13 protein-coding genes and 1 riboswitch are annotated in these 14,304 nt (G+C 40.3%); of the genes, 6 read left to right on the top strand and 7 right to left on the bottom strand.

Annotated features, from left to right (window positions below):
• Positions 1-6 precede the first annotated feature (6 nt).
• Both SANK73390_RS08390 and msrA read left to right on the top strand, forming a co-directional pair.
• A complete protein-coding gene (locus SANK73390_RS08390; RefSeq protein WP_462765373.1) occupies positions 7-3,108 on the top strand; it encodes an efflux RND transporter permease subunit in 3,102 nt (1,033 codons plus the stop codon).
• Positions 3,101-3,631: a peptide-methionine (S)-S-oxide reductase MsrA gene (gene msrA, locus SANK73390_RS08385; protein ID WP_462765371.1), complete on the top strand. Its 531-nt coding sequence runs from the start codon at positions 3,101-3,103 to the stop codon at positions 3,629-3,631. Before SANK73390_RS08390 ends, msrA begins: the two co-directional genes overlap by 8 nt.
• Before the next feature lie 211 nt (positions 3,632-3,842).
• Here msrA and SANK73390_RS08380 read toward each other — a convergent pair whose 3' ends face one another.
• A complete protein-coding gene (locus SANK73390_RS08380) occupies positions 3,843-5,717 on the bottom strand; it encodes a TonB-dependent receptor domain-containing protein (RefSeq protein WP_462765369.1) in 1,875 nt (624 codons plus the stop codon).
• Positions 5,718-5,754: 37 nt separating this feature from the next.
• A riboswitch (cobalamin riboswitch) is annotated at positions 5,755-5,898 on the bottom strand.
• A gap of 152 nt (positions 5,899-6,050) precedes the next feature.
• Positions 6,051-6,533 (bottom strand): YajQ family cyclic di-GMP-binding protein, encoded by a 483-nt coding sequence (locus tag SANK73390_RS08375; RefSeq protein ID WP_462765367.1) that lies wholly within the window; start codon positions 6,531-6,533, stop codon positions 6,051-6,053.
• Positions 6,534-6,673: 140 nt separating this feature from the next.
• On the opposite strand from SANK73390_RS08375, the gene SANK73390_RS08370 reads away from it, so the two are divergent.
• Together SANK73390_RS08370 and SANK73390_RS08365 are read left to right on the top strand one after the other, a co-directional pair.
• The gene (locus tag SANK73390_RS08370; RefSeq protein ID WP_462765365.1) at positions 6,674-7,024 is read left to right on the top strand and encodes a VanZ family protein; all 351 of its coding nucleotides are present in this window, start codon (positions 6,674-6,676) and stop codon (positions 7,022-7,024) included.
• On the top strand, positions 7,017-7,910 hold the full coding sequence (locus tag SANK73390_RS08365) for a ketopantoate reductase family protein (RefSeq protein WP_462765363.1): 894 nt from the start codon (positions 7,017-7,019) through the stop codon (positions 7,908-7,910). Before SANK73390_RS08370 ends, SANK73390_RS08365 begins: the two co-directional genes overlap by 8 nt.
• A gap of 48 nt (positions 7,911-7,958) precedes the next feature.
• On the opposite strand, the gene thiI is transcribed toward SANK73390_RS08365, so the two are convergent.
• Both thiI and SANK73390_RS08355 read right to left on the bottom strand, forming a co-directional pair.
• On the bottom strand, positions 7,959-9,419 hold the full coding sequence (thiI, locus tag SANK73390_RS08360; protein WP_462765361.1) for a tRNA uracil 4-sulfurtransferase ThiI: 1,461 nt from the start codon (positions 9,417-9,419) through the stop codon (positions 7,959-7,961).
• A 104-nt stretch (positions 9,420-9,523) separates the two neighbouring features.
• Positions 9,524-10,180: a TetR/AcrR family transcriptional regulator gene (locus SANK73390_RS08355; RefSeq protein ID WP_462765359.1), complete on the bottom strand. Its 657-nt coding sequence runs from the start codon at positions 10,178-10,180 to the stop codon at positions 9,524-9,526.
• A gap of 189 nt (positions 10,181-10,369) precedes the next feature.
• Between SANK73390_RS08355 and coaD the strand changes: the two genes are divergently transcribed.
• Positions 10,370-10,852: a pantetheine-phosphate adenylyltransferase gene (gene coaD / locus SANK73390_RS08350; RefSeq protein WP_462765357.1), complete on the top strand. Its 483-nt coding sequence runs from the start codon at positions 10,370-10,372 to the stop codon at positions 10,850-10,852.
• Positions 10,849-12,228 (top strand): capsule assembly Wzi family protein, encoded by a 1,380-nt coding sequence (locus SANK73390_RS08345; RefSeq protein ID WP_462765356.1) that lies wholly within the window; start codon positions 10,849-10,851, stop codon positions 12,226-12,228. Before coaD ends, SANK73390_RS08345 begins: the two co-directional genes overlap by 4 nt.
• 665 nt (positions 12,229-12,893) lie before the next feature.
• Here the strand turns inward: SANK73390_RS08345 and SANK73390_RS08340 are convergent.
• Genes SANK73390_RS08340 through SANK73390_RS08330 form a run of 3 tightly spaced genes read right to left on the bottom strand, consistent with a single transcriptional unit; the run spans position 12,894 to position 14,207 of the window.
• Positions 12,894-13,406: a hypothetical protein gene (locus tag SANK73390_RS08340; protein WP_462765355.1), complete on the bottom strand. Its 513-nt coding sequence runs from the start codon at positions 13,404-13,406 to the stop codon at positions 12,894-12,896.
• 33 nt (positions 13,407-13,439) lie between these two features.
• The gene (locus SANK73390_RS08335) at positions 13,440-13,973 is read right to left on the bottom strand and encodes a hypothetical protein (RefSeq protein WP_462765354.1); all 534 of its coding nucleotides are present in this window, start codon (positions 13,971-13,973) and stop codon (positions 13,440-13,442) included.
• A gap of 60 nt (positions 13,974-14,033) precedes the next feature.
• Positions 14,034-14,207, bottom strand: a complete 174-nt coding sequence (locus tag SANK73390_RS08330) for a hypothetical protein (RefSeq protein WP_462765352.1) — start codon at positions 14,205-14,207, stop codon at positions 14,034-14,036.
• Positions 14,208-14,304: the final 97 nt, after the last annotated feature.

Genomic DNA, 14,304 nt, shown 5'->3' with positions numbered 1-14,304 from the left:
TAGAACGTGAAGATTACAGATACCGCCGTTAAACGGCCCGTCTTTGCGGTAGTTATCAACTTACTATTGCTGACCTTTGGTATTGTCGCATTTAGTATGTTGCCACTTAGAGAGTACCCTGATATTGAAAGCCCCATAGTAAGTGTAAGCACAAACTATACAGGTGCATCGAGTGAAGTCGTTGAAGCAAAAATAACACAAGTACTGGAAAATCGAATCTCCGGCATTGAGGGTATAAAAAGCATTAACTCTTCAAGTCGAAATGGACGTTCAAATATTACGATAGAGTTTAACATCGACCGTGATATTGACGCTGCAGCCAACGACGTACGAGAGCGCGTATCAAGGGCGTTAGATAGCCTGCCTGAACAGGTTCGCCCGCCAGAAGTGTCTAAATCAAATTCAGATGAAAGCCCTATAGCTTGGTTTGTACTAAATAGTGAAACTATGGATACCTTACAACTTTCAGATTACGCACAGCGCTTTATCGTTGACCGTATCGCGGTCGTTGATGGCGTTTCTAACGTGCGTATCGGTGGCGAACGTCAATACGCCATGAAGATTTGGCTTGATAGACGCGCTATGGCAGCACGCGATGTTACCAGCAGTGATATAGAACAAGTACTAAGGCGCGAAAATGTGGAGTTGCCAGCTGGAGAAATTGAATCGCTTGATAGAGATTTTGCTGTTCGTATCGCTCGTAGCTATAAAACGCAAAGTGACTTTGAGAATTTAGTCATCAAACGTGGTGAGCAAGGCTACCTTGTGAGACTTAAAGAAGTGGCTAATGTCCACCTCGAGGCGGTAGATGATGAGAGTACCTTTCGTGGTAATGGTAAAAACATGATAGGCCTTGGGATTGTCAAACAAGCTAAAGCCAACACCCTCGATGTCGTCGATAATGCTCGACAAGAACTAGAAAAAATTAAGCGCAATTTACCTGCAGGTACCACCATACAAGACAGTTATGACTCTTCTGTATTTATCCGCGAATCCATCAATGAAGTTTACCGTACTCTCGCCATTGCAATGGCTCTCGTTGTAGCGGTGATTTTTCTATTTTTGGGTAACATAAGAGCAACTTTGGTACCTGCTGTAACAGTGCCTGTAGCACTCATATCAACATTTATGTTTTTGCTCGCCATGGGGTATTCTATAAATCTACTCACGTTGCTCGCACTTGTGTTGGCGATTGGCCTTGTGGTTGATGATACCATCGTTATGCTAGAGAATATTCACCGCCGAATTGAACTAGGAGAGCCCCCCCTACTTGCAGCATTTCGTGGCGCTCGACAAGTTGGGTTTGCGATTGTGGCCACCACTTTAGTACTTGTCGCTGTCTTTGTACCTTTAGTGTTTATGGATGGTCGAATTGGTGCGCTGTTTACAGAGTTTGCCATGGCAGTAAGCGCTGCAGTGTTGTTTTCAAGCGTGACCGCGCTGACTCTTTCCCCTGCACTATGCTCAAAAGTACTAAAGCCAAGTAAAAAAGAGAACCGCTTTACTCAGTGGGTGGAAAAGCGACTTGTTAGTTTAGAGCAAAGTTATCAAAAAGCTCTGCAAAATAATCTAGCCCGCAAGTACAGCTTGATAATAACCCTTGCACTTGCTGGGTTTGCAAGCTTTGCATTGCTACAGCAAATACCTTCAGAGTTAACACCAAAAGAGGATAGGGGGACTTTTTTCATTATGATGAATGGCCCAGAAGGTGCCAGTTATGAAAATAACTTAGCAAATATGGAGCAAATTGAGCAGCGTTTATTACCCTATGTTGATAAAGGTGAATTAAGCCGAGTGCTAGTGCGTGTTCCCGGCTGGGGCGGCCGAGGCGGTGTTGCAATCGTTGGTATGCCAAATTGGGATGAGCGAAAACGCTCATCTTGGGAAGTAATGGCAGAGATAAGTAGCACGATGCGAGAGGTTACAGATGTACGTGCTTTCGCAATTATGCGCCGAGGTATTGGTGGTGGAGGTCAATCCAGACCCATCGAGTTTGTTCTACAGGGCAATGATTATGATGAGCTCGTTCAGTGGCGTGATAAGATTATTACACGCGCCCAACAAAACCCAGGGTTAGTTAGAATTGATCATGACTATAAAGAAACCTTCCCACAATTTTTAATTAGCATAGATAAAACAAAAGCAGCTGATTTAGGCGTCTCAGTAAATGACATTGGCCAAACTCTTGAGACTATGCTCGGTCAGCGTCGAGTGACCACCTTTATCGACCGCGGCGAAGAGTACGATGTGATTTTAAAAGGCACTAAATCAGACTTTAATGCCCCTAATGACATCCACAACATCTTCGTCAAATCTCGCACTGATGAGCTGGTTCCTTTAGATAGCTTGATCAGCATACATGAAGAGGCCACTGCAGCAAGCCTAAATAGATTTAACCGTATGCGTGCTATCACAATTACCGCCAACTTGGCTGATAACTATACATTAGCCGAAGCTTTGACATTTTTAAATGATGTGGCCGCACAAGAAAATAATATCGATGGTGCTGTTGATTACAAAGGTGAGTCGCAGCTCTACTACGAAGGAGCATCTGCTATGACCTACGTATTTATTTTAGCCCTAACTGTCACCTTTTTAGTATTAGCCGCACAATTTGAAAGCTTTGTTCACCCTCTTGTTATCATGTTAACAGTGCCTCTTGGACTCGTTGGTGCTTTGTATGGGTTGCATATCACAGGCAATAGTCTCAATATTTACAGCCAGATTGGAATTGTTATGCTAATTGGACTTAGTGCAAAAAATGGTATTTTAATCGTTGAGTTTGCCAACCAACTACGCGATAAAGGTATCGCATTTGAGCAAGCGATTATCGATGCGTCGGTACAACGATTACGTCCAATAATTATGACTTCATTAACCACGGTTATGAGTGCTATTCCATTGGTTTTAGCTACAGGACCTGGTGCTGAGAGTCGCATGGTTATTGGCGTAGTTATCTTTGCAGGAGTCAGCATTGCCACCATACTCACCTTGTTTATTATTCCATGCGCATATAATCTACTGGCTAAGCATACCCAGTCCCCAGAATTCATCAGTCAAAAGTTAGCGACTCAAGCAAATGAGCACAAGGAGTTAGAAAATGACTAAAGTACAAACCGCCACCTTTGGTGGCGGATGTTTTTGGTGTATTGACGCCGCTTTTCGCCAAGTAAAAGGTGTTTTAGACATACGTTCAGGCTATAGCGGCGGACACACAGAGCAACCAACTTATCAGCATATTTGCCAAGGCGATACCGGTCATGCCGAAGTTGTAGAAATTCAGTTTGACACTGAAGTTGTCAGTTATAACCAACTCTTAGAAATGTTTTTTACTTTGCATGACCCCACGCAACTTAACCGCCAAGGGAATGATACTGGCACACAATACCGTAGTGTGGTTTTTTATCATGACGATCAGCAACAGCAGCAAGCTAAAACCATGATCACAACCATTCAAAGCCACTATACCAACCCCGTGGTCACCGAGCTCAGTAGTGCAAGCACATTTTACAGCGCCGAGTCTTATCACCAGGATTACTACACAAATAACCCTAATCAGGGCTATTGCAGTATCCTCATTGCACCTAAATTAGCTAAGTTTAAACAGCAGTTTCAAAACTTATTAAAGTAAATAGAGTGCATAAAAAAAGCCAGTTATATCATACTGGCTTTTTACATTTAATATCAATTTTATTAGAGCATTGAGCATTTTAGCGAGCTAAATGACTTATTAACTGCATTAAAAATGATTCATGTAGAATAATGACATACCGAACCCCTTCTATGGTTACTAAGCCATTTATCTATCGCAATATATGGTCTACAAATAGAGCTGACCGCAATTAAAAATTAACCGTCGCTCCTACATAAGCTTGTCTACCTTGTGGTACATACCCTAAAGTACTCCCATCGGTAGCAATACCAGTACCCGCAGTAATATACGCTTTATCCGTGATATTATCTAATCTCGCCGTTAACTTAAGATTATCAAATAACGCATAATTAGCAGCTAAATTAAATACGGTATACGCACTTAGGTTTTTTTCAAATGCATTAAACTGACTATCATATAAAGCAATACTCGGTCTTGAAGAGCGATATTGCATTGCAACATTCACATCTAACTTATCCCAAGACTTTGACAACGTATAATTAAAAGCAGTATCCGGTCTGCGCACCAGCTTTTTACCCGTGCTATTATCTTTGGCATCTAATAAGGTTAAATTAATTGTATGCTCTAACCCCCATACCGAAGCTGAAGCCGATAGCTCAACGCCTTTCATACTCGCTTTATCAACATTGCTGGCAATATACTTGCCCGTTTCATTTGGCAAGTTAACAATCAACTTGTTAATACGATTATTGAAGATTGCCACATCATATTGTCCCCAGTCTGTCTCAAGAGAAACGCCCACCTCACTGTTACTTGCTTCTTCAGGCTCAATATCAGGATTTGGTATGTACCAAGGACTATTTTTAACGTAGGCTTGCGTCAGTGTTGGTGCTCTAAAAGCAGTGCCATGATTAATCCTAAATGTCACCGTATCATTAGGCTTAAAGCCAAAACCTGCCGTGTAAGTGTTGGCACGGCCATGAAAATCATAATCATCGCTTCTTGCCACAATATTTGCTAGCCATGGACCTTGGTTGTAAAACCCACCCACAAATACGGCTTTATTAGTACGCTCAGAATGCGTAAATTCTGCCGACGCTTCTGAGAGGTCTTCATTTAAACGGTTCATACCAGCGGTCAGTTGCACCGCTTTAGACCAGCGATACAAGGCTCGATACTCAAGCTCAACACGCTTTGTGCTATAAATATCATGCTCAGACGTACCTATTTGAGTATTTTCTTCTTGTGATGTACTTACACTTGCATAGTGCCCAAATACACCTTGCTGCTTTTTCCAAACAAACTTTGCAGTATAGTTTTCAAACTCATAGGCATCATTGCCCCAAGCATTATCATACTCAGCATCGCCTTCACTGTATTGCGCTAATGCAGAAAGCTGCCCTATATATGTATTATCGTAGCTAAGGTTAAAGCCTACGTTTTTATTATTATAGCCATCACTATCATGATTTTTACCCCGCGCCATAGCAGCATCTTTACCTGTTACGTCATACCCTTTTGTATCTTCATAACCGAGATTAAAGCGCAAAGACAAAGCGTCAGATGACATATATCCAGCCTGCTGGTAAGCCACGTAGTTGTGGCTACCAGACGTTAAGCTAATTTGATGTTGCTCGGCTTGACGTGTAATGATGTTAATTACGCCAGCTAATGCATCGGAGCCGTAAATCGCAGCTCTAGCACCTTTAACGACCTCAACGCGCTCAATACTATTGAGTGGGATATTGGTAAATGACACGCTACCAGAATTTGCATCACTAATACGCACCCCATCAACCAAAACCAATACATGTTTAGTCGCAGCGCCGCGCAAAAAGACGCTAGTCTGTTGACCAAAACCGCCATTTCTTATTATATCAACACCCGCAACGGTATTAAGTAACGAAGGTAAATCTCTTACATTACTTCGCTCTATTTGCGCACGCTCAATCACATTGACGGTTGCCAACGTATTATTTATTGCCTGCTCAAACTTGTTTGCCGTAACTGTAATTCGCTCAATGTCATGAAAGGTTTCTTGTGCACAGACATTAGAAGACACAGCAGCTAAAATTGCCACCGCCAAAATAGATTTGTTTTGCATGATATCCCCAAACCTGCGCCCACCGCACAAGTAATACAAGTAAATTGATTTCAAGGCCGGTCTCCGGACTTTGCCTATAAAGACATCACCGTTGCGGGGGCAGTGTTGGATTACAGTCATTCCTGTGATTTTCACCAACTTCCCGATTATCTTAGCAATTACACTGATATTTTCACTATCACGATAATACGCTGTATTATTATCAAGCTAAGCACCTTGAATAGAGGCGCTATTGTGCGAACTTTAGAAAGGATTGTCAATGGACGTCTAGAAACCTAAAGCAAGCATTTGTACTTACTTTAGGTTGTATTGAAGGTATCGGCATGTAGCCTATTAATCGCGAAAGTTCTTAAATTGGAAAGGTTGGCCAAGTTCAGCACCACGTACTAACTGCATAGCTTCTTGTAAATCATCACGCTTTTTACCTGTTACACGTACTTCTTCACCTTGAATTGCAACTTGAACCTTAATTTTTGCATCTTTGATGAGTTTCACTAACTTCTTGGCTATCTCTTTTTCGATACCTTGCTTTAGTGTCACTTTACGTGAAACATGCTTACCCGCACGTTCAATGTCTTTTAATTCAAGACTGGCCACATCTAACCCTCGTTTAGAAGCCTTACTCGCAAGTATATCAAATAGTTGCATAACTTGGGGGTCAGCTTCAGCCTTCAAAGTAATGACCTCACTATTGAGTTCAATAGACGCGTCGACCCCCCTAAAATCATAACGGGTTTCTAACTCTCGTTTGGCGTTATCAACGGCATTTTTTGCTTCAGTTATTTCGATTTCAGACACAATGTCAAAAGAAGGCATGTTATTCTCCTAAAATATGAATGACTCAATTATATCAATCAAAATAAGAATGTGGGTAAAAAAATGATATTCACCCACCAGCCAGTTTTCAATGATATACTGACCCAAAATTAGCGGCTATTAATCGAGTAGGAAGTTTTGTGACAAGGCGCGTTTATCAAATTTTACTCCTAGTAACATTCGCAGTATGTACCTATCTATTTGCTAAAGAATTTCAACATTCAGGCGTACGTATTGAACACGCTGATAAAGTGGTACATTTTGTTATCTTTTTTGCGCTTGCTTTTATCATGCACCATGCCTTTAAGTGGCCCATGATAGCCCAATTGGTACTGTTAGCCAGCTATGGAATTGGCATAGAAGTAATGCAAGGTATGCTACCCCACAGACAAGCGTCCTTAGGCGATTTTATTGCAGATTTTGTCGGCGCACTTAGCTATTACCTCTGCTATTTTATATTCACTCAGTGGCGCTCAAAAAAGTATGGCTAATATCCATATTCTTGGCGCAGGTGCAGTTGGTCTATCATTTGCTCATGCGCTCAGTAAACAGCATAATGTCACGATTATATCGCGTCACCCTGTGATGGATAATTGGCACTATAGTGAGCAGCAAAAAACGTCAAAAATTAATGCTCAACCTCTTCAGTTAAATCATCTTAAGCCTCTCAAAGAGGCGATAGAAAACTGCTTTATTTGCGTCAAATCTTATCAGCTCTGGCAAGCAATTACAGATGTGCTACCACATTTAGCTGACAACGCAAATATCTTAATAAGCCACAACGGAATGCAAGATATTAAAGCCGTGAGTAAACAACTAACACCGAATCAGGCTCTGTACTTTGTGAGTACTGCAAGAGGCGCTTTAAAGCTTAGTGCATATCATGTACACGCAACCGGCCAAGGCGACACTTATCTAGGCGCATGTAACGAGCTAGCTCGCAGCAATATTCAATCCATATATCATAATTTTTTTGCAACCTTGTTATCACCGAGCTTTATGCATGACGATATTCAGCTATTGCGTTGGCAAAAGTTAATCGTCAACATTGCGATTAACCCACTGAGCGCACTTCATCAGATCCCTAACGGTCATTTACGTCACCCCCGTTTTGCCAGCACAATTTTAGCATTACTTAACGAAGCCTGTGTTGTTGCCAAAAAAGTAGATATCAATTTGCCATTATCAGATGCATTAGACAGCGCGTATCTGGTCATGAACCGAACCTGTGCTAATTACTCATCGATGGCGCAAGATGTAAAGCATGGTAGAAAAACTGAAATTGATGCCATTTGTGGGTACGTTGTAATTCTTGCCAAGCAGTTTAACATTGCAGTACCACAGAATGAACAACTACTACAGGCTAATAAAAAGTAGACATTAAAAAAGCCGAGTTACCTCGGCTTTTTTTAATCAATTAAACCTTTATTCCGGCTTATAAACTTTAACATTCATAAAACCATTTTCGTGTAAGATCAATGCCTGAAGTTGGCTCATGACCCCTTTAGCACAATACAAGTAATATTCCTTATCTTGCGGTAAATCAGCAAACTTAGTGGCGATGCGGAAAAAAGGTAAATGCACAACGTCAACACCTTCTATCTCTAACGGATTAGCATCTTCTTCATCGGGGGCACGAATATCTAAAATAACCCCATTGGCTGGCAACTCGCTAGCACTTTCGGCTTCTTTAACTTCTTCTTTAGCCTCTGCTTCAATATCCCGAATGTCTTTGACTGTGGCGTTTTTAACTACCGTATCTAACACATCAAAATCAAACTTTTGCTCTTCAGCTAAAATAGTTTCCAACTTGGCTTTTACCGTTGGTTTTTTAGAAATAACCCCACAATATTCAGGCATTGCTTCTGCCATTTCTACGGTGCCAATCTCTCTCGCTATTTTTATAATGTCCGCTTTATCATGCTGAATCAGCGGGCGCACAATGAGTGTCTCTGTCACACGGTCAATTACATTTAAGTTAGCCAGCGTTTGACTCGATACCTGACCAATACTTTCACCAGTGACAAGGGCAGGAATATTAAGCTTTTCTGCAACTTGACTGCCTGCTCGCATCATCATACGTTTGAGTACAACACCCATCTGGCCATTTTCAACATTTTCTAATATTTCCGCGACCACAGGTTCAAAGTCAACGGTTATAAACTTAACTTTGTGTGTTGAGCTATATCGCTTCCATAGGTAATGACTAACTTGTTTAACACCAATTTCATGGGCTGCACCACCGAGATTAAAAAACAGGAAGTGAGTGCGAGCACCCTTGCGGATCATTTGATAGGTAGCAACCCCAGAGTCAAAGCCCCCAGAGATAAGCGATAGCACATCTTCTTGACTAGGCAGCGGAAACCCACCAATACCATAATGCGTATGCGTAACGATATAAGCTAAGGCATCTTTGATTTCAATCTTAACCGTTATATCCGGTTTACTGAGTTTTACTTTGGCACCGGCAACATTTTGATTCAACCCACCACCGACGTAGCGCTCAACGTCGCTAGAAGTAAAGTCATGTTGACCATTGCGTTTTACTCGAACACAAAAAGTTTTATTTTCAATTGTGTGACCCGCCAACTCTAGAGTTCGCTGATAAATATCATCGATACTTTCATAGGCTGTTTCTTGCACTTCAATAAATTGCACTATACCGGGCACACGCTTTAAATTATCAATAAGCGCTTCTCTTGTTTGAGCATCAGATTTATCGCTCACTACTGTAATATTGTCCCAGTTATTTTTTACTTTTACCTTTTCATCAAAGCGGCTTAGGATAATTTTAATGTTCTTCTCTAATAACTTAGTGAAGCGTTTACGGACTGATTTACTTTTTATGGCAATTTCAGGGTGCAGTTTGACGATAAATTTAAACATAGAAACAACTCTTTTGCGTGGCGAATGCGCGCCGGAACATCGGGCGCGCGATTATAGCAAATTTCTAAGCGTCTAGGAAATAAACAAACCACTTTAGCGATTTATTACGCAATACTAGGTAGCGATTCGTCGGCAAGCGTTTGATATTGCAATTGTAAGCTTTGAATTTTGTCAACGCTTAAATCCGTACAATATGGTTTAAATAACATAAGCACTTTAACAATCCCATTATAGATATCTTGTTGCTCTAAAACGCCTGTCATTCTGCGCGCTTTGACATAAGGCGTCCAAAAGCTCACCGTCATTTTTAGCATATGCGCCAACTCTTTGGCATCTTCATCAGTAATATCAATCACTCGGCTGGTTCTTAAGCCAATGACGACCGAACGAACTTGCTCGAAAAGATCGGTTTGAAACTCTATATAGTGTTTTTTTAATACCCCATCTCTTGCCAAGATATCAGTCAGATTGTCGTAAAAAAAGTGATAACGCCACATTAAATCAAATAACGAGTCCAGATATTTAGTCAGTTGCTCAAGTGGCTCAAATTCGGTATCCAATGGTTTAAAGTGAATACTTAAATGCTCACGATATAACGAAAATATATTACGAATAATGTCTTCTTTATTTTTAAAATGATAATACAAATTGCCCGGACTAATGCCCAAGTTGGAGGCAATATGATTCGTTGTAATTGCTCTTTCACCATGGAGGTTAAACAGCGCAATACTGGTACGAATGATTTTTTCCTTGGTATTCATATCCTGATCTCTTTGACACGCGATTAATATTAGGGTGTGTTTCACTAACTGGGTCAGTATAGTCAATTAGCAACTCTGAAAATAGCACTAAAGGGTATATGATATAAGCCTAGATAGTGCAAAGCAGACCAGTGAAATATCTGTAAAATATTGCTACCATAGGGCAAATTTTTAAGCCGGCACAGTGTTATGAAAGTTACAGCTTTATACCCAGGTACTTTTGATCCCCTCACTAATGGTCATACAGATTTAATTAAACGTGCAGCAAAAATGTTTGATGTTGTTTTACTTGCGATAGCACACAATCCAAATAAGCAACCCTGCTTTTCGCTGGATGAGAGAGTGTCACTCGCTGAACAAATACTAGCTGAGCATAAAAATGTTAAGGTCATTGGTTTTTCAGGACTTTTAGTTGATTTAGCAAAGCAGCAAAACGCCAATGTTTTGATCCGAGGAATACGTGCAGTATCTGACTTTGATTACGAATTTCAGCTCGCTAATATGAATCGTCGTCTTAACCCTGACCTCGAAAGCGTGTTTTTAACCCCCTCTGAACGTAACTCTTTTATCTCTTCTACTTTGGTAAAAGAAGTGGCTTTACACAAAGGGGATGTGAGTGAATTTGTTCACCCGCTCGTAGCTCAAGCTTTACAGGAAAAATTACACGGATGAAATTATCATATTTAAGTGCCGTACTTTCACTCACATTAAGCAGCTATGCATTTGCAAGCCCTTGGATAAATGCCGATGAAAGTGAGCTTAAACACTCTGTAGATACACTAGTCAGTCATGGTTTAATCAACCGACCTGTAAATCAGTACCCATTATTGTGGCAAGGTTTGATACAAGACTTAGCTCAGATAGAGAGTAATGAGAATCATAATATCCCAGAGCTAGCCCAGTTTGCATTAGCGCATGTTCGCCATGCTCTAGCGCAAGCCAAACGAGAACGATACTCTAGCGTAAAAGCACATTTTAATGATGAGCCTGCATTACAAGAAGGCATGGGGGAGCGACAGGCATCTCAATCTGGCATTTCAAGTTACGGTGTTATTACAGGCAACCATGTTAGCGCTAAAGTACAAGTTAATTACACTGACGACGCATTAGATGCTAAACAAATCAACCATTACGGTAGTCACTTAGCAATACTATATGATAATTGGGCACTTAGTGTAGAACGACTTAATTATTGGTGGGGGCCTGCCAATGACAATGCATTAATGCTGTCAAATAATGCCGCCCCGATGAAAGCGTTGCGACTAAGCCGTGCCAACAGTGACTACACTGGGCCATCGCTTTTTTCGTTTGTCGGGCCTTGGCAAGTTACCGCCATTACTGCAAAACAAAAACCAAGCTTGTTAGATAATCGCAGTGGTGACTTTTGGGGATTAAGGCTCTCTAGCTCCCCCTTAAGCGGGTTAGAGATCGCATTTAGTACCACTTCAAGTGATTTTGTACTAGAGCAACCGCTGTTGGACACAAAGCCAGCTGTAAGGCAACGCTTAACGAGTCTTGATGTGAAGTTTTCTGGCTCGCTATTTAATCAAGCCTGGGCGGTATACGCAGAAGTTGCAGGTAGTAATGACACAGGAATCCTGCCAAGTGAAAATATGCTCACTATGGGTATTGAGCACTACACGGGTAATGCGCAATATCGCCTAAAAAGCTATTTGGAATATAGTGACAGTACGACAGACTGTCGGGCGCAACAGGCAAGTTTTCAGTGTAATTTTGATGTTGCCTCGGGTGGCTCTGAATATACTCAGCGCCAACAATGGCTTGGCGCAGCCATTGGTCCGCAAGCAAAAAGTATCACCCTAGCTTCTGATTACCATGCACTAGCGGGGTTTGGTGGCTTTGCCAAATTAAAGTTTATCGATTTTGAGAACCTAAAAGTGGAGCGTACGTTACTAGAGATAGGCTACCAGCAAGGCCTATTTAGTGGACTGCTTAAAACGGGTATCTCTATTTGGCAAGATAAACAAGAGCATGAAGATAACGACACACACAGTGCTGTTAAACTGAGTTGGGAGTACCAGTTTTAACTGTATCGTAAAAGATAACAAAAAGGCGCTATTTCGCGCCTTCCTCTCGTTTTAATTCTTTGCGTTCATTTAGGTGCGTAACTATTTTTACCCGCAGGGCTCTTAAGTTTAAGAAGTCTTTATTGGTACACAGCCCAATCATGATACCTAAATAAATGAATTTTCCGACAATCGAATAAACGTGCCATAACCACCAAGTCTCTGCTCGACCTAGCCATGCGAGATCAATGTACATTACTGAAGAGCATATACAGTTTATGGCTGAAAAAAATAAAATATATATAAGCATTAGAGGCTTGTAGCTTCAGAAACCGATGCAGAGCCCACAGTAACAGCATGAGCTGCATATCGTAAATTACGATCAACAAATATGCATTAATTGCGTTACCGAAGAAGTCCCAATTAAAAGAGTAAGCACTAAAGCTGTATGAAACCAGCGTAAGAAATAAAGTAAGTAATAGTGATGTCGGGACTTTCTTTTTAAAGGAATGGATCGCTAAGTAAAAAACAAGTGTAGCAGCCATGATGACAGGTGTTGCCAAGTCCACCACTTTAGGAATAACGACAAACATTAATTCAGAGTAGGTCATGTGGGTAATTAGTTAGGGGTTAATGGGAGGCATCAAACTAATAGCTACTTCTGAAGCTAGTATAAACCGAAAAAATTACCTTAATAAGATAACTTTTGAGGAAATTAAGTCTTTTAGCTTTTGTAATCTAAAAAAGTCTTTATTTGTGATAAGTGCAACAATGAGCAGCACATCAACTACCTTAATAGTGTAAGTGTAAAGGTACCAAAGCCACCAATATTCGCTGTTAAGTAGTACAAATCGGTCAATATACATTGCAAAGAGAAGAGTATCATTTACGCATAAACCAAAGAAAACGTAAATACATGCACAGCAATAGGGCAGCTTTAAGATCTTATGCAATCCCCAGATTAACAGGAGAATCTGTAAATCATAAATCATCCATAAAAGATAAGGCTCCATAAATGTTAATTCTCTGACTGCAGTGAAGCTTGATATGGAGTAAGAAGCTGCTAGCAAGCCTGATGTGATAATTAACGACAGTTCTTTGCGCCTGTTAATACAGTACAAAAATATATGTACTGTAAAGGTGGTGAGCAGCCCTATAGCTATTAATCCATCGTAAAAAGCATAGAAATTATCAAACATGATAGCAAACCTATGATGTAAATAATGAGCACATTAGTGTTCTTCTGCTCGCTTACTAAGAACATCCTGGAATGTCTTTTTGAGCTTTTTTGCTAACGCTGATAGAACTAAAAAATCTCTGTTCAAAATTAATGATGCCACCATAATCAAATCGAAAATGTTTATAGTCACACTATAAACAGTCCAAAACCACCAAGGTTCATGGTTCTCCAATATATTTCTATCGGCAAACATTACAAAAAAAAGTAAGCTATTCATCAGCAAACAAAAAAGTACATAAAAATATGCTTTTGAACGCTCTAAAGGAAAAAGTTTGTGAAGCACCCAAATGATAAAAATAGTGATAATGTCACTGATAAACAACACTAAATAGGGATACTTAGCGGTTAGTATTTCGTTGTAAAAATGGTTACTCAAATAGTATGAAGCAGCTACAACTCCTGCAGTGACGACTAGCGAAACACTACAAACTATTTTTAAAAAATAAAAACTCAAATTAAATACAAAAGCGAGTATCAAGCCAAGGAGTATAATCGTATCAAAATGCAAAAAAAGATCACCAAACAAAACTAAACCCCTTGCGGTTTGAGAAGTCAAAAAATATCGCTAACTTGTCTCATATAAAAGCTATAAGACATAATTATCTCTGTCTATAATAACGCCACCCATCCGAGCTCCACCAACTTGCGATAATAACTCTTTATTTGATAGCACTTTAGCAGAAAGATCAAGGCTCTGACTAGTCCCTGCATATGTACTTGTTCGTTTTTTAGATACTTTCATTGATTTAAGTAATTTCATTTTAACCTCGTTTAGTAATTTAAAATTAAAAAAGTCACATTAACTTTTCCGTTACAATTATTAGGCACTCAAAAGCAAATAGTAGGCCACTTTTTTT

It is taken from the genome of Pseudoalteromonas sp. SANK 73390, assembly GCF_054966645.1.
The sequence above is the reverse complement of the archived record's forward strand: the minus strand, read 5'-3'. Positions and strand labels throughout refer to the sequence as shown.